The 16,710-nt window shown below is 41.6% G+C and carries 15 protein-coding genes; 9 read left to right on the forward strand and 6 right to left on the reverse strand.

Annotation, left to right across the window (positions count from 1 at the left end; genetic code table 11):
- The first annotated feature begins 422 nt into the window (after positions 1 to 422).
- The 4 genes from thrS to rplT all read left to right on the forward strand — a co-directional run bounded on the left by thrS (position 423) and on the right by rplT (position 3,682).
- Entirely contained in the window at positions 423 to 2,339 is a 1,917-nt protein-coding gene (thrS, locus tag ACYX4M_RS14510; protein WP_476080639.1) for a threonine--tRNA ligase, read from the forward strand.
- 112 nt (positions 2,340 to 2,451) lie between these two features.
- Positions 2,452 to 2,991, forward strand: coding sequence for a translation initiation factor IF-3 (gene infC / locus ACYX4M_RS14515; protein WP_179985174.1), 540 nt, complete (start codon positions 2,452 to 2,454; stop codon positions 2,989 to 2,991).
- 118 nt (positions 2,992 to 3,109) lie between these two features.
- Positions 3,110 to 3,307, forward strand: coding sequence for a 50S ribosomal protein L35 (gene rpmI, locus ACYX4M_RS14520; RefSeq protein WP_012518091.1), 198 nt, complete (start codon positions 3,110 to 3,112; stop codon positions 3,305 to 3,307).
- Positions 3,308 to 3,325: 18 nt separating this feature from the next.
- Positions 3,326 to 3,682 (forward strand): 50S ribosomal protein L20, encoded by a 357-nt coding sequence (rplT, locus tag ACYX4M_RS14525; RefSeq protein ID WP_012518092.1) that lies wholly within the window; start codon positions 3,326 to 3,328, stop codon positions 3,680 to 3,682.
- Between the two features lie 151 nt (positions 3,683 to 3,833).
- On the opposite strand, the gene ACYX4M_RS14530 is transcribed toward rplT, so the two are convergent.
- The 3 genes from ACYX4M_RS14530 to ACYX4M_RS14540 form a co-directional block, all read right to left on the reverse strand.
- Entirely contained in the window at positions 3,834 to 4,205 is a 372-nt protein-coding gene (locus ACYX4M_RS14530) for a glutathione S-transferase N-terminal domain-containing protein (RefSeq protein ID WP_476080640.1), read from the reverse strand.
- Positions 4,206 to 4,601: 396 nt separating this feature from the next.
- Complete coding sequence (locus ACYX4M_RS14535) at positions 4,602 to 6,509, reverse strand: acyltransferase family protein (RefSeq protein ID WP_476080641.1); 1,908 nt, start codon at positions 6,507 to 6,509, stop codon at positions 4,602 to 4,604.
- Positions 6,510 to 6,587: 78 nt separating this feature from the next.
- A complete protein-coding gene (locus ACYX4M_RS14540; protein WP_476080642.1) occupies positions 6,588 to 8,042 on the reverse strand; it encodes an undecaprenyl-phosphate glucose phosphotransferase in 1,455 nt (484 codons plus the stop codon).
- Positions 8,043 to 8,714: 672 nt separating this feature from the next.
- Between ACYX4M_RS14540 and ACYX4M_RS14545 the strand changes: the two genes are divergently transcribed.
- From ACYX4M_RS14545 to ACYX4M_RS14565, 5 genes are read left to right on the forward strand one after another with little or no spacing between them, the layout of a single operon-like run.
- A complete protein-coding gene (locus ACYX4M_RS14545; RefSeq protein WP_476080643.1) occupies positions 8,715 to 9,920 on the forward strand; it encodes an outer membrane beta-barrel protein in 1,206 nt (401 codons plus the stop codon).
- Positions 9,921 to 9,979: 59 nt separating this feature from the next.
- Positions 9,980 to 10,465: a polysaccharide biosynthesis/export family protein gene (locus tag ACYX4M_RS14550; RefSeq protein WP_239219860.1), complete on the forward strand. Its 486-nt coding sequence runs from the start codon at positions 9,980 to 9,982 to the stop codon at positions 10,463 to 10,465.
- Positions 10,466 to 10,491: 26 nt separating this feature from the next.
- Entirely contained in the window at positions 10,492 to 12,708 is a 2,217-nt protein-coding gene (locus ACYX4M_RS14555) for a GumC family protein (protein ID WP_476080644.1), read from the forward strand.
- A gap of 9 nt (positions 12,709 to 12,717) precedes the next feature.
- Positions 12,718 to 13,458 (forward strand): tyrosine-protein phosphatase, encoded by a 741-nt coding sequence (locus ACYX4M_RS14560; protein WP_476080645.1) that lies wholly within the window; start codon positions 12,718 to 12,720, stop codon positions 13,456 to 13,458.
- Positions 13,451 to 14,206, forward strand: a complete 756-nt coding sequence (locus ACYX4M_RS14565; RefSeq protein WP_476080646.1) for a VpsP family polysaccharide biosynthesis protein — start codon at positions 13,451 to 13,453, stop codon at positions 14,204 to 14,206. The genes ACYX4M_RS14560 and ACYX4M_RS14565 overlap by 8 nt, the downstream gene beginning before the upstream one ends.
- Here the strand turns inward: ACYX4M_RS14565 and ACYX4M_RS14570 are convergent, their stop codons facing one another.
- Genes ACYX4M_RS14570 through ACYX4M_RS14580 form a run of 3 tightly spaced genes read right to left on the reverse strand, consistent with a single transcriptional unit; the run spans position 14,207 to position 16,671 of the window.
- Positions 14,207 to 14,617, reverse strand: a complete 411-nt coding sequence (locus ACYX4M_RS14570) for a 3-phosphoshikimate 1-carboxyvinyltransferase (protein WP_474872691.1) — start codon at positions 14,615 to 14,617, stop codon at positions 14,207 to 14,209. It abuts the gene before it with no gap.
- Between the two features lie 33 nt (positions 14,618 to 14,650).
- Entirely contained in the window at positions 14,651 to 16,057 is a 1,407-nt protein-coding gene (locus ACYX4M_RS14575; protein WP_476082886.1) for an O-antigen ligase family protein, read from the reverse strand.
- Between the two features lie 44 nt (positions 16,058 to 16,101).
- Positions 16,102 to 16,671 carry a hypothetical protein gene (locus ACYX4M_RS14580; RefSeq protein ID WP_476080647.1) on the reverse strand — a complete coding sequence of 190 codons (570 nt, stop codon included), beginning with the start codon at positions 16,669 to 16,671 and terminating at the stop codon, positions 16,102 to 16,104.
- Positions 16,672 to 16,710 lie beyond the last annotated feature (39 nt).

Below are 16,710 nucleotides of genomic sequence, written 5' to 3' on the forward strand. Positions count from 1 at the left end.
GAGATGGTTGTAACGCCATTACGATTAGGAGCGTGCTTAACTACTTAGTTTATTCACCTTTATCGCCTTCAACTAAAGTATGGGTTAAAACCGTTGAAATGTATAAATTCCAGCCTAAATTTTTGCTCTAGAGCATAACGAGGAAAAACAAAGCCCCACTAATTAGTGAATAAAGGCTTTTCAATATTGAAGTTGACCATACACTGGTTATAATCCACCACTTGCTTTAACACGGCTTTATTCATAAAAGCTTATTAAACAAGCGCAGCGCGTGTATTTTATTGTTACGCCAATGTGGATTGCCAACGTAGATCGCTAATGTGTATTAGCTAAGCAAGTTTCGAGTGCTAAAGAGCACGATTAAATTTATCAAATAAATGCATGTGGCGCAGAGTAGGCGTCACCACTGTAAAGGAATTAAAATGCCTGTAATTACCCTTCCTGATGGAAGCCAACGCGCTTTCGATAACGCTGTTTCTGTACTAGACGTTGCAAACGATATTGGCCCTGGTTTAGCCAAAGCAACCATTGCAGGGAAAGTAAACGGTGAGTTAGTTGACGCCGTTGATATGATTGACGCTGACGCACAACTTCAAATTATTACTGCAAAAGACGATGAAGGGTTAGAAATTCTTCGTCACAGTTGCGCGCACTTGTTAGGTCACGCTATTAAACAGCTTTGGCCTAACACCAAAATGGCTATCGGCCCAGTTATAGACAACGGTTTCTATTATGACGTTGATATGGAAGAAAGCCTAACCCAGGAAGATTTAGCCAAACTAGAAAAGCGTATGCTTGAACTGGCTAAAACCAATTACAACGTGGTTAAAAACAAAGTGAGCTGGCAAGAAGCACGCGATGCATTTGAAGCACGCGGTGAAAGCTACAAAATGGAAATTCTTGATGAGAACATCAGCAAGGACGACCGCCCAGCACTTTATCACCACGAAGAATACACAGACATGTGTCGTGGACCTCACGTACCAAACATGAAGTTCTGTCACCACTTCAAACTAATGAAAGTGGCAGGCGCTTACTGGCGTGGCGACAGCGACAACAAAATGCTTCAGCGTATTTACGGTACTGCATGGGCTGACAAGAAGCAGCTTAAGTCTTACCTACAGCGCCTAGAAGAGGCAGAAAAGCGCGATCACCGTAAAATTGGTAAAGCACTTAACCTTTTCCATTGGCAAGAAGAAGCGCCAGGTATGGTGTTTTGGCACAATGATGGTTGGTCAATTTACACTGAACTTGAAAGCTTCGTGCGTAAGAAGCTGCGTGAATACGGCTACGATGAAGTAAAAGGCCCATTAATGATGGACCGTACGCTTTGGGAAAAATCAGGTCACTGGGATAAGTACGCTGAAAACATGTTCACCACTGAATCTGAAAAGCGTGAATATGCCGTTAAGCCGATGAACTGCCCAGGCCACGTACAAATTTTCAACCAAGGTTTGAAATCGTACCGCGACCTACCGCTTCGTATGGCTGAGTTTGGCTGCTGTCACCGTAACGAACCATCGGGTGCACTACACGGCCTAATGCGTGTTCGTGGCTTTACCCAAGACGATGCTCACATTTTCTGTACTGAAGAACAGATCCTAGAAGAGGTGAGTGGCTGTATTAAGATGGTGTACGAGACATACGCTGCGTTTGGTTTCGAAAATATCAAAGTTAAGCTGTCTACTCGCCCAGAAAAGCGCGTAGGTGCTGACGAGATTTGGGACAAATCAGAAGCTGCGCTTGCGGAAGCACTTAAAGCCAATGATATCGAGTTCGATTATCAGCCAGGTGAAGGTGCGTTCTACGGACCAAAAATTGAGTTTACGCTGCACGATTGCTTAGACCGTGCATGGCAGTGCGGAACCGTACAGCTAGATTTCTCAATGCCAGGTCGCTTAGGCTCTACCTATGTAGCTGAAGATGGCGAGCGCAAAGTGCCGGTTATGATTCACCGTGCGATTTTGGGTTCACTAGAACGCTTCATTGGTATTTTGACCGAAGAATTTGCAGGTTTCTTCCCACTTTGGTTAGCACCTCAGCAGGTTGTAGTAATGAACATTACTGACAAACAAGCTGATTACGCATCAAATTGTGTAAAAAAACTGCAAGATTTAGGGTTTAGAGCAAAGTCTGACTTGCGAAATGAGAAGATCGGCTTTAAAATCCGCGAGCATACATTAAAGCGTATTCCATATATGCTAGTTGTGGGCGATAAAGAAATGGAAGCGGGCGAAGTAGCAGTGCGCTCTCGTCGCGGTGACGACCTAGGCAAAATGCGCCTGGAAGACTTTATTGCCATGGCTCAACAAGAAGTTGTAGAAAAGACAATTAAATAGTTGAGCAATTTGTGTATAATACACAAGTAAGGTGTCTGCTTTTGGTTTTACTTTAGGTCAACCGACCACCCCAGAAGCAGACAAAAGAATTAAATGTTTGGAGGAATAGCACATTAAAGGCGCTAACAACAAGGCTCAGGGCGACAAAGCCCGCATTAACGATGAGATTAAAGCCAGAGAAGTAAGATTAATTGGCAAAGACGGTGAACAGGTTGGTGTGGTTTCGCTAGCAGATGCTACGCGTGCCGCTGAAGAAGCGAGCCTAGATCTAGTAGAAATCAGTCCGAATGCCGAGCCGCCAGTCTGTAAAGTTATGGACTATGGCAAATTCCTCTTCGAAAAAAGTAAAGCTCAAAAAGAGCAGAAGAAAAAACAGAAGCAAATTCAGGTCAAGGAGATTAAATTTCGCCCTGGCACTGATGAAGGCGATTACCAGGTAAAACTGCGCAACCTGCGTCGCTTTCTTGAAGGTGGTGACAAAGCCAAAGTTACGATCCGCTTCCGCGGTCGTGAAATGGCGCACCAAGACATCGGTATCGATCTACTAAATCGCGTTAAAGGTGATTTGGAAGATATCGCTACCTGCGAGTCTTTCCCACGCCGTGTGGAAGGCCGTCAGATGATCATGGTGCTAGCCCCAAATAAGAAGTAGTAACGGTCTAAAGTTTTAAGGAATCTGCACCCTTAAACACCTTGCTGCTAAACATTAGCCGGTATGAAGTGACTGCAACACGAAAAATACCGATATTAAACAATGCGGAGTTTTAGCAATGCCTAAAATGAAAACTGTAAGCGGTGCCGCCAAACGTTTCAAGAAAACGGGTTCTGGCCGCTTTAAAAGCAAACAGTCTCACTTACGTCACATTCTGACTAAGAAGAGCTCTAAGCGTAAACGTCACCTTCGTGGCAAAAAACTGGTTCATGATTCTGATACCAAATTGGTTCAGCGCATGTTGCCTTACGTATAAGACTTAGGAGACTGATTAATGGCTAGAGTAAAACGCGGCACTATCGCACGTGCTCGTCACAAAAAAGTCCTCAAGCAGGCAAAAGGTTATTACGGCGCACGTTCACGTGTATATCGCGTAGCGGTACAAGCTGTAACTAAAGCTGGTCAATATGCTTACCGTGACCGTCGTCAGCGCAAGCGTCAATTCCGTCAACTATGGATTGCACGTATCAATGCTGCTGCTCGTCAAAATGGTATGTCATACAGCCGTTTCATTAACGGTTTGAAGAAAGCGTCTGTTGAAATCGATCGTAAGATCCTTGCCGACATCGCAGTACATGACAAAGCAGCTTTCAGCGCACTAGTCGAAGCGGCTAAAGGCGCATTAGCTTAATTATTAACTAATTAAGTTTAAGTTCTTTCGGAAAAAGGCGAGCAGGATGCTCGCCTTTTTTCGTTTTTGGGGTTTAGATAACTCACTCTCTTTAAAGCCAATTTACCTTGTCGCCAATGTTGTATTCCTTCAATCGGCGAATATAAACAACTTACTGAAAGCGTTGCTGCAAATATTTAATAATTTCAGAAGACTCGTACAACCAAATATCTTTTTCAGGGGTTTGTATACGTAAGCAAGGCGCTTGTACTTTTCCGCCGCCATCTGCCAACTCATCACGATACGGGGACCCATTCGATACGCTGCGTTTACGAATAGGCAAATTCATTTTATACATAGCGCGGCGTGTTTTAATACAAAAAGGGCAAGCAAAAAATTGATAAAGTGTTAATTCTTGTACGGCTTTTTCGACTTGCTGTTGTTCTTGTGGCAACCGTTTAAGTTTAGTGCCACGAGTAGTTAAATCAACTAAGGCAATAATACCGCCAAGTGCGTTACGAATTAGGGAAATGAATAAGCGCAATTTTATGTCTTTTTAAGTCAAGAAATAGAGCAGTGCAGTATAACAAAAATTCTATATGGGATTCTATGTGAAGGAATTGCGATTAAGCCAAATGTAAGACTATTGGCAATAAAGTAAATCGCAACAACATGCTCGCCTTTTTTCGTTTCTGGGGTTCAGATACAAAAAAGCAGAGCCAAAGCTCTGCTTATAGTCGTTTACTTGGTACAGAGTGCTCTTATTTTTCTCTACACGACCGTAGACGTCTGAAAACCTTACTATGCCATTTTAACCAAGGTATGCTCTCGACTGCACTCTAAACGCTCTAAAGGAGTTTTCCTAGGGTTCGTTTGCCGCCGATAGTAATCATAGACTGGTTGGCTAATAGTAAAAGAGCTGAATATCTTTTGTGATTAATTAATTTACTATAGTCAATTGGTTAATAAACTTACTCTGTGCAAGCTTTTCACCTAGCGTTTTAACCCCTAATCTCGTTAGATGATTTTTGTCGTAGAAATATACGTTTGAATCGTGATCAGCAACTTCGCACTGACTCTGGTTACAGAAGAAGTCGAATAGGTTTATATAGTCGTATCCTAGTGTCGACTGTTTTGCAAGAAGCTGTTTATGTTGTATTTCATAGTTGTAGTCAGACGAAGTAGGAATGTGCTCATATGCTATGCTAGACAAGTCTTTTTCTGACTCATAAGAATGGAACAACATTAGCGGTACTTCCATTGAAAATGACTTTCCGCTGACAACGAGTATATTAACTTTTTGGTTAAGCTCTCTTATTTGTTTTATTGAATCTAAGAGGTACGTAATGAAGTCATTATGCCAGTGCATAGCTAAGACTATCGTATCTGCCTTTCTAATTGTTTCATCCGTCTGCAAACTCGTTAGTGCTTGTTTACATTCGGAAACTTGCTTTTCTGACAATTCTTTTGACAAAGATGAGAACATCTTGTCTGAAGTACGACTGTTCAAGTAAACGCCTCTACAGCGTGAGTATATTACTCGACTAACTAAGTCAATTTTTTCAAAACTTTCTGTCACAGATAACATGTTAATAAAGTCGCCCGCCTGAGAGTCACCAATTACGAGTACTTTATTTTGACCGTCGTCTGTAAATTGATTGCCGTTAAGGCTTTTGTGAAGTTCCCAGGTATACTCTCCATTATCTTCAGTATCTTTATTTACAAGCGTGTTTTTAAATATGGTTTCTGGAAGTCCAAACACTAAATTAGTATTAAAATAGATTAAAGATGTGACTAGCAGAGGGAGCAGGGCTATATAAGTTATCCTCTTATTCAACAAATCAAATGTAGAATGAAGTGCCGAACTTAACTTAAAGCTTTCTACAAATCGATAGCTTAAACAACCCAAGATAATTGTTGAAACTAAACCTAAAAGCGTGTATGTGAAACCTAACTTGAAGTAACTAATTACTACTACAATAGGCCAATGCCATAGGTAAATAGAGTAGGACCATTTCCCTAAATACTGGAAAGCCACGTTACCTGTTAAAAGACTATTTGTCCTACATGCTTGTATGATTAAATAAGAGCCAAGCACAGGAAGAAGCGCTAAATATCCTGGCCACGCATTAGACGATGTAATGAAAGCGTAAGACATCAGTATCAATAGAGTACCAACGTACTCCGTTAGCCGTTTGTGACGCTCAACAAACTTAAGCGGATATAGGTAAGCTAAACCGCCAAACAGCATCTCCCAGGCTCTTGTATGAATTAAGAAGTAAGATGAATCTGGCCATCGGGTAGATGCAATAACGCTTATCGCAAACCCCATAACTGTTAATGCTAGAATTACTCTTTTCGTGTTGCTAACACTAAATATCGAGCGTAATGCTAAAAGCAAAACTGGGTAAATTAGATAAAATTGCCACTCTACAGAAAGAGACCACGTATGAAGTAACCATTTTCTGTGAGAATCTACATCGAAGTAGCCAGACTCAGTCCAGTATACAAAATTTGAAAGGAAGCTAATACTTGCTGCACTATGTTTGGCTAAGGCTTTGTATTCCAAAGGGGGGAGGAAAAATAAACCAGCAATCATTAAACAAATACATAAAATGGCTAAAGCAGGAATAATTCTATTCGCCCTAGCTAAATAAAATCGAAAAATAGAAAAGCCACTTTTTTCCATGGAGTTAAAAAGTATACTCGTCATTAAAAAGCCTGATATGACAAAAAATACGTCAACGCCGGTAAATCCACCCGGCATCCAAGATTCATTAAAGTGGAATAATACGACAGCAACCACAGCTATGGCTCTAAGACCATTTATATCTTTTCTAAATTTCATACTACTTTAAATGTCATTATTCTTTTAGAGGGCAGGGATTAACGCCTATTTACAATGTAATCCCCATAAAAACTCAGCTTAATAGGCGTTCTTATTTATAAAACCATTGAAAACAGTCATAAATACAATTTTGATATCAAACCAGATAGACCAGCGGTGTATGTAATCTAAATCATATTCAACGCGCTGTACCATTTTGTTAGTCGTTTCGGTTTCGCCACGTAGGCCATTTACTTGCGCCCACCCGGTTATTCCTGGCTTAACCTTATGGCGAAGCATATAGCCGGTGATTATCTTACGGTATTCTTCGTTGTGAGCTACCGCATGGGGGCGAGGGCCCACAATCGACATACGGCCTTGCAAAACATTGATGAACTGTGGAAGTTCATCCAAAGACGTTCTTCTTAAAAAGCCGCCAATCTTCGTTAAACGCGCATCATTTTTCGTTGCTTGCTTCACAACCGCACCGTTATCTTGGGTTGTCATAGACCGGAATTTGTAAACCGTAATTTGTTTACCATCTAAACCGTAACGCTTTTGTTTAAAAATTACGGGCCCTTTGGATGTAAGCTTAACTGCTGCTGCAATCGCTAACATAGGAACAGATATAAGCATTAGAATCAGGGTGCTTAAAACAATATCTTCTAAACGCTTCAGAACGTCGCTTGCGCCTTGGAATGGTGTATCGTAAACGCTAAGCGCTTGCACGTTTCCTACTGTCTGCCATCTAGCATTCAGTAGGTTATACATGAAGAAGTTCGGAATAACATAAACGTTTGCCGTAGTATCACTACACTGCTCTAGAATACTGCGAATTCGGTTTTCTGCACTCATCGGAAGGGCAATGTATATGTAGTCAACTTCGTTGCGCTTTGCCATCTCAATTGCAGCTTCTATATTTCCAAGCACTGCGCCTTGCATCTCGTGTGGCAGTCTTTCAGGTTCTCTATCATCATAAAGCCCGTTGAACTTTATACCCAAATGTTCGTTTTGTTGTATCTGAAGTGCGACATTTGCACCAAGTTGTGTAGCACCAATAATAATAGAGCGACGTGAGTTCAAACCACTTTTACGAATGCGAAACAGAAATTTACGCATTACAAAACGCCACATTATCAGCACAACAAATGACGATGCGAACCACAATAAAATTGCAGGAGGCGGGGTCTTAATTTCCTGAACAAAAAAGTAGCCCATCGTCATAGTACCTAAAATACTCAATGCCCAAGTAATAGCCGCTGCTCTTAGCATCTCTTGGGTTCCATGGCCACGCCAAGACCGATAAAGCTCTACGCCTTCTGCCGAAATTTGAAAGCAAATTACATTAATAAATAAAAGGATAAGGCTTGTAGTGTCTATCTGATTTCCGTAATACGCAGCAGACGAGTAATAAAGAATAGTAACAAGTGATAAGTCTATAAGCCTGTAAATAGTAGAAAAACCGCTTTGGTTTCTAACAACTAAGCCACCATTGGTATTGGGTTCTACCGGGTGTGCTTTAAGCGCTTTATTAGATTCTACTCTATTGTCCATTTAGGTAATCTCTAGGTGAAAAGTGAAGGCCGCTATGGATGGTTTATTTAGCTAACCTGATCCAAGTATTACGTAAATAGTAAAAACAGCTAAAACATTTGTATAATTCCTAGCAATAGTTGTGCCTGAAATTACTTGGTCTTTTCGTTGCGTTGCCAATCGATTGTTTATCGTGTTGTTATTCTAGCTATTTGCACAACGCGCCTTTCTATCGTAACAATATCCCCTCGATATTGTAATTTTATTACACCTTGAAAATTTATTTCGTACTAATTTGGTGCAAAAAGAGTAGAATGATGCTTATGCGCTTTTCATTCTTTATATAAATACGATAGCATATTATGCAGTTTTTTGCGCAGACACATAGCTGAAACAATACGCGGGTACTTTATAGAATACTTTTGCACAGGCGTGTGAAGCGGTGAAAGTTTAATCAGTTAGCACAGGCTTTCTTTTAATTTAGTAACGACAACGTTAAGCAATATTGCAAATGCGGCACGCCTATTGCTCATATCGTACTTAGGTTCGACGTTTCGGTAAAAAACACCAAAATGCTGTAAAAGATGCAGGGTTTTCATTTTGATTCCGACATCTTTGCCATAGTTATAGCCGACGCGGAGTTAAAATTATTTGAGTGTCATTCAACATAGGTCATCGAAGGAAGGAAAAAACATGTTTAAAAGGACCAAAAGCATCATAGCAATGTCGGTTATTTGCGCCACTCCGACACTATATGCCCAAGAGGCCGGTCGAATTCAAGCTGGGCAATTCGATTTAATTCCGTCGTTTACTTCGTCTATGGCTTATGTCGATAACGTAGCGAATGCCAGAGACAATCAAAGTAAAATCTACAGCTGGCGAACAACACTTTCACCAGAACTAATTGCTGCTACAGAGGTTGACGGAAACCCAATTCAAGTAGGCTATAGATTAGAGAAGGGGGTTTATTTCTCTAGCGAAAATGACGATTACAGTGACCATTTTGTAGAAGCGTCAGGTGATTTTGAATTAAACAGCCGCCATCGCGTAAGCGCACTCGCACAATATGAAGACGGACATGAAGATCGAGGTACAGGCTTTTCAATCGGTTCTGGCTTAGAAATAACCACACCAGACACATATAAGAGCAGCAATTTATCTGCCGAGTATAGTTACGGTGCTGCAACTACAGACGGCATGATTACTCTTAAAGCGCGTCGTCAAACCCTTGATTACGATAGAAGCGAAGATGCCTATATTATTCGAGACCGTGCAAAAAATATGGTCGGCGCTGAATTTGGTTACCAGATTGGTTCGGCAACCAGTATGGTAGTTGACGTAACAAAGACTTTCATAACATATGACGAGCAACTTGATTTAGTCACTCGTGACAATGATGAAACCCGTATACTTGTAGGTGTTGTATGGGAGAGTACTGCTGCAACTACCGGTTTTGCGAAAGTAGGTTATAAAGAAAAAGATTTTGATAATGAATCTCGTGGTACTTTCTATGGAACCGACTGGGAAGTTGGCATTGATTGGCAACCTGTTAGCTATTCAACTGTAAGAATTTCTACCAGCGCAGATACGTTTGAAACCAACGGAGAAGGTGACTTCATTCGCGGTCAAAATTATAGTGTGCGATGGAACCATGACTGGTTAGAACGAGTTAGCACATCTTTTAGTGTTACGCAGCAGAATGACGAATATGTATTCAATGAAGTAGATATCATTAACAGAGACGACGAATTAATGAACTACTCAGCAGCACTAAATTACCAAGCACGTAGATGGTTAAAATTCAGCACATTTTATCAGTACACAGATAGAGATAGTAACAGAGATACTATCGGTTATGACAAAAGCGAAATTGGTGTAACAGTAGAGGTAACGCTGTGAAGCAAAAAGCAGTTAGCTTATTTTCATTAATATTCTTACTTTTTGGATCGTTACAAGTAATGGCCCAAGAGGGCAACTTAAGTATGAGCCAATACCAGTTGGGTTCTGGTGATAGAATTCAAATAAGCGTTTTTGGTCAAGATGACCTTTCTATGGAAGTTCGTCTGCCAGATGTAGGTACTATTAACTACCCATTTTTAGGCGAAATAAAGCTTGTAGGTTTAACTGCAGCGCAAGTAGAGCAGCTTATTTACGATGGCTTATTAGGGGATTACCTTGTCAATCCATCAGTATCTGTTGCCATTGTCGAATATCGTCCGTTCTTTATTGATGGTGAAGTTAAGCGCCCTGGTGGTTATGCATATCAACCTGGGCTTTCAGTTAATAAAGCCGCTGCGTTAGCAGGCGGGTATACCGAGCGCGCAGCGCGCGACAAAATTACCATCATACGCGAAAAAGACGGTAGAACTAACGAGTTCACAGTAACGGTTAGTGACATGATCCAGCCTGGTGACATTATCACTATTAATCAGCGTTTCTTCTAAATTACACGTAGCGTTCAGGAATAAAAATGGCAGTAAATAGCAGGGAAGAGTTAAACGCCGGTGTGTTTGAAAATGAAACCATCGACATTGCTCACTATTTAGGAATTATAAAGCGTTACGCATTTCGTATTGTTTCATTAGCAATTGCGTTCACAATTTTAGTTGCGCTGTTAGTTTTGCGCATGACGCCAATGTATACCTCTACCACCACTATCTTGGTAGAAGCTGACAAAGCAAACGTTGTTTCAATTGAAGAAGTCTATGGCTTAGACACCAAACGCAAAGACTACATGCAAACGCAGTTTGAAATATTGCAGTCGCGTCAAATTGCAGAGCGTACGGTAGAAAGCTTGTCGCTATGGGCTAATGAAGATTTTATGCCAGCGAACGAAGAGCCAAGCATCATCGATGAGCTTAAAGCAACACTTGCTGAAGCACTACCTTTTTTACCCCAAGATGAACCAAAAGAGCTAACAGAAGAGCAAATTCTAGCTGCTAAAAAGCGTAAAGCAACGTCGTTACTAATGAGCGCGTTGTCAGTAGAAATGGTAGATAACACGCAAGTTATGCGTATTACTGTTACTACTGAATCTCCGCAGTTGTCGGCGGAGTTAGCTAACGCAGTTACTGATGTTTATATAGAGAACTACCTTCAAGCTAAGTTAGATATGACGGCAAAAGCGACGTCTTTTCTTACGGAAAGCTTAGAAGGCTTGAAGCAAAAGCTAGATGTGGCTGAACGTAATTTAGCGAAGTTCTACGAAGAAAACCAAGTGGTAAATATTGATGGTGTAGTAGGGTTAGCGTCTGAAGAACTAGAGCAACTGAGTAAGCAGTTATTAGATGCACAGACTGCGCTTAAATTAAACGCGGTTATTTACAAACAAACACGTAATGATGTTTCATTAGATGACATTGCTCGCCTACCGGAAGTGCTGAATCACCCCACTATAAGAGACGTTCGCCGCGATGAAGCTAAGGCGATGACGCGCGTAAGCGAGCTTAGTAATGTGTACGGCCCGAAACACCCGCGCATGATAGCCGCAAACGCAGAGCTTTCATCAATAAGAGAAACCCTAAGCGGCCAAATACGTGACCTTATTAGAAGTATTACTACGCAATACGAAGTATCTGAAGACCGAGTAGCTCAGCTAGAGCGGGAAGTATCTCGTGCAAAAGCCGAATTCCGCGACTTGTCTGGATTGGACAATCAGCGTAAAGCCCTTCAGCGCGAAGTCGATATAAACCAGCAGCTATATAATTCATTTTTCACACGCTTAAAAGAAACTGACGAGCTAGGTGGTTTTGAATCTGCAAACGCAAGAGTATTAGATGAAGCGCTTCCAAATTACGTACCTTCAAAACCAAACAAAAAGTTGTTGATTGGCGCAGCGTTCGTATTCAGTGTTGGCTTTGGCGTGTTCTTAGCTATTGCAATGGAAACATTAAACAGTGGTATACGTTCAGTGGAAGATGTAGAGCGCAAGCTTGGTCAACGTATGTTAGGGCTTATTCCATGGTTACCACATAAGAAAAAGACCGACTTGCCTGTTCGTTCATTCTTCGACGGTAAAAAGCATCAGTTTGCTGAGTCTGTACGTACATTGCGTACTAGCTTATCTTTATTGAATTTAGACAAAGAGCAACAAGCCATCATGGTAACCTCAAGTGTACCTAAAGAAGGTAAAACGACGGTTTCTATAAACTTAGCGTTCGCCTTGGGTCAGCTAGATAAAACGATACTTATCGATGCGGACTTACGTCGCCCTAGTGTAGGCAAGCAATTTAATATTCCCAACTATCAGCCCGGCGTAGCCAACCTTATTTTGAAGTCTCATACTTTAGATGAGTGCTTGGTAAGAGATGAAGAGTCTAATATTGATATTTTATCAGCAGGTACTATACCTTCTAATCCGCAGGAACTCTTGTCTGATAAGGGTTTCAACGAGCTTGTTGAACTGTTAAAAACACAGTATAAATATGTAGTAATTGATACTGCACCAACGCAAGCGGTAAGCGATTCTATGGTTATTGCTAATTCGTGTGACTCGGTTATTTATGTTGTACGTGCTGACAGTACCAGTGAGAAGCTAATTAATAATGGGTTGTCTCGCTTCTTACAAGTAGGTCATCGCCTTGATGGTGTAGTACTAAATCAAGTAGACTTACGCAAATCTGGAGCAGCACAAAGGTACGCTGGGTTTTATGATCAATACGGGTATACCAGTCATAAAAACAGCTAACAGCATTTATTGATAGACTTACATAGCCACATACTGCCTGGCATCGACGATGGTGCCAGGTCTTTAGATATTGCCTTACAAATGGCACAGCAAGCTGTAGATGGCGGCGTTCGCCATATGGTTTGTACACCACATATTCATAAAGGCTACTTCGACAATACATTACAGTCTATCGAACAAACTTTCTTAGAGTTTCAAAAAGAAGTAAATTGCGCATCTATTCCTCTTTCTCTTTCTTTTGCCGCAGAAGTGCGCGTAAACGAGCTAATTCCTATTTGGTACAAGCAAAAAGAACTGCCTTTTTTAGGCGAATATAACGGCAAGCATATCTTGCTACTAGAAATGCCACATAGTCACATACCGCAAGGCTTGGAAGTACTTATAAAATGGCTTTTGAAAAATAACGTACAGCCACTTATTGCACACCCAGAGCGCAACCGTGAGCTATTAGCCGAGCAGCACAAGTTTAACTGGCTGCAGCGTCAAGGCTGTATGTTCCAAGTTACCGCAGGTGCGCTAACAGGTCGCTTTGGTGACAAGGTAGAAGATTTCGCATTATCTATGATGCGAAACAAAGCATTTCATGTTGTAGCGTCAGACACCCATGATCTTGAGCGCCGACCTAACGATATGAGCGCCGCTTTCGATGTTGTGTCGACATTCAGTGATGAATTTGCACAAGAGGTTTTTGTAACGCGGCCTGGTGCTATAGTGTCGTTTGATAAACCAACTGAATCAATCAATGATTAGCCGTTTACTCAATACCTTCACAAATAACAACTTAATACTGAAGTGGGTAATGGTGGCGCTTGCCGGTTTCTGTTTTTTGTGGAGTATGCAGCTTTTCATTGCTGGCAATGCATATTACAGCGTTAAAAATGACATTGAGGGTTGGCAACTAAGCCCTGACAAAGCTTCAATAAAGAGAATTGACAGTGGCCTAGGCAAAATTGGGAACGCTATCGATTATTTCCCAGACAATGCACTTTATTATCAAATACAGGGGCAGCTATTTGAGTGGAAAGCCGTTGTTGAAAAGAGAGGTAAAGAATCGGGCAGTGCTGAATTAGGCTTAAAGAGCCATAGTGATAACTTAAACAATGCGGCACAAAGCTATGAAAAAAGCCTGTTATTGCGGCCTAGCTGGAGCGGCAGCTGGATTGGCTTGGCTTCTGTAAAACTACAGCAGGGTGAGTTAGATAATGAGTTTTATCATTACGTAAAAAACGCCAAGCAAGCCGGCCCGCAGGATGCCATAGTGCACAAGTTTATCGTGGAGTTCGGTTTAGAAATGTTTATTGGAAGGTCTATCCACTACGTAAAAATTAAAGAGCAATTGAAACAGCATTTGAATTTAGGCATTCAGAACCCGCTAAGCAGAGACTTTGTTTTAAATACAATACAAAAGCACAATGCGAGTGAAACCGTTTGCAGATGGTTGCGCGACGCCAGTTACCCGGTTCGAAAGCGCATTCATAACTGCATAACTTATGATTAGCTAGCCTTTTCCATTCAGCCAATCCCATAAACCTAAAGAAAACCCTTCAAAAAGGTTTATACCCAGCCAGCTTTTTAAAATATACAACAGCACTAAGCCTAGCACTAAAGATACGCATAAGAATAAAGCAATAACCGCTGCCATCACCAGTTTGCCTATGCGACTTTCGGTACGCGATAGGTCGCGCTTATCTCGACCTGCCAGTAAAACAAAATAATATCGGCTTCGCAGTAAACCTATAGTGCCTCTTAGATCCACCTTGTGGCTGCCCCACCGCCGTCCAGCAAGTGCGGTATTTAAATGAAACAACTGGTCGTCGGTAAAGGAATCTGCAACATTTTTGGGCATACGCTCTAACATGTGCTGAACGTTAGGCTCTTCTTTTATTGGTCGCTTTATCTTTAATACCACACAGGTCCCCTTGTGTCATAAAACTAATTGTGGCTATCTATCTCGCCGCCCCATAGGGATATCGCGACTTAACGCACCTAGTGATAGCAGTACAATAAATATAGCGGTATTTGCTGGTGCTTGCAGTGGGAAGTCGACAGTACTGTGTAAAGCCATTCCTATCACCGCCATAACAGTGGCAAAGGCTGTTCCCCTTGGCAGTGGGTGTCTTCGGTGTCGCATAGCGCTTAAGGCGCTTTTCGCACACAGCAAAACGAGCAAAGCTATAGCGGCTGCGCCCACAATGCCAAACTCAATAGCAAATTGAAGGTATTCGTTGTGAGCATGATCGTAAAAGTGCTGAATAGATTCACTTTGAACCTTGGGGTATACCGTATAAAAGGTGCCACCACCTGTACCTATGATCCCGTATTGGGTAAGAAGGGGCAGGGCATCAGTAACAACTTCATCTCGGCTTTCTTGAGTTAAGTTAGTTTGCTCTATGCGTTGCTGTACTTGCTTTAGCCCAAAAAGGCTACTAACAATAAGAATATCGATAACTAGCATACTGATAAACAGCACTACATAGCTTTTTTGGCGCGGTTTGAAGTAAATTAAACCTAACGTGGCGGTAATAGTCATAGCTATGAAAAAGGCGCTGTTACCCATTCTAGAGCGAGACATAACTAACGCGATAACCATAATAATAATGCCAATACGAAACAGCACTTTATTACTTAGCCAAAAGCGTACTATTCGACGTAATCGCTCTCTTGGGCTAGAACCGCTTCGAACACGCAAGCTAGCTATCATGTAACCAATGGCAGCGCTTAAACATAGCAAAAGAAAGTTAGCGTAGTGGTTCTTATACACAAAACTTCCAGTGGCAATATGAGAAACAGGTAGTTTAAAAATCAAGCTGTACTTCAAGCCAGACAATACTTCCAATGCACCATATATAGCTTGAAACACACCAGCAGCGCTAATCACTATCAAAGTGTACCTAAGGCGTTTACCTGTGTTGATAAGAGTAAGTGCAATGAAAAACAAGAAGCAATAGGCAAGCGATTTAAAAAACGTAACGTTGCTCTGCCCAACATCGAAACTTAGCGAAGGCCATTGCGACCTTATATCTTCCACGTACTGAATATTATCGTTCATCATAAAGTGAACGCGTTCAGGGCGAAGGGCTTCAACTAAAGAGAAGGGAAGGGGAATTATATTAATTAGCTGCCAGGCTAAAAATGCCATCCATACAATAGCAAGCACCTTGTATTGTGCGTATAGCTTTGAGAGTAAAGAGTTGTTAATGAGTAATAAAATGCCGCCAATAAAGAAAATTGACATTTGCATTAATGCCCATGCCCACGGGCGATTGGCACCTAGTGATAAAGGCAGCCAGAACAAGGTAAACAAAAGAAAACCGAAAAGAAACTTTTCGGTTTTCTGGGTATTAAAAATAAGCACTTACAACGTACTAGCGCGAAATTTAAATATAATGGGCTTTAGTTCGCTGAAATAGTGGTATCGCCACCGCCAGCACCAGCAGCACCCGTACCTACACCTAGCGGAGAGAAGGTATTCCCAGCAGCGCCTGCCGCAGTTGCCGTTAACGTGCTAGGGTCTACACCTGCATTAATAACTGCTAATAATGCGTCTTCTTCGCTAATAACCTGCATCTGAAGGGCAATATTGTAAATTTCATTAGCGTCTTCTGGGAACATCAAAATAGCGATAGTTACTACTTGTTCTGGTTGTTCCGGCAATTCACCAAAACCTGCTATAGCAATTTCAAAGCCGGTTGCGTTGTCGTTCAGTAGACTCACCATCGATTGATAAGCAGCTTGGTTCTCGCTTAAGTACGATAAGCCAGCGGCATCAAAAAACATACCTTCGTCAAGTACAGTCTGGCTTACTTCACTAGCGGCTTGCTCTACCGCGGCACCTTCTTCAATTTCAGTAACTAAAAGGTTTCTAACTTGTAGGCCTGGTACGCTACCTTCTTGCGCAAAAGAAACTGTCGAAAAAGCGATTAAAGCGCTTAAAAGCACAGATAAAAAAACGTTGCTACGCATAACTTATCCTTAGATTAAAAACGTCGGGTTAGCTTCTTG

It is taken from the genome of Alteromonas sp. ABV4_150 (assembly GCF_056311745.1).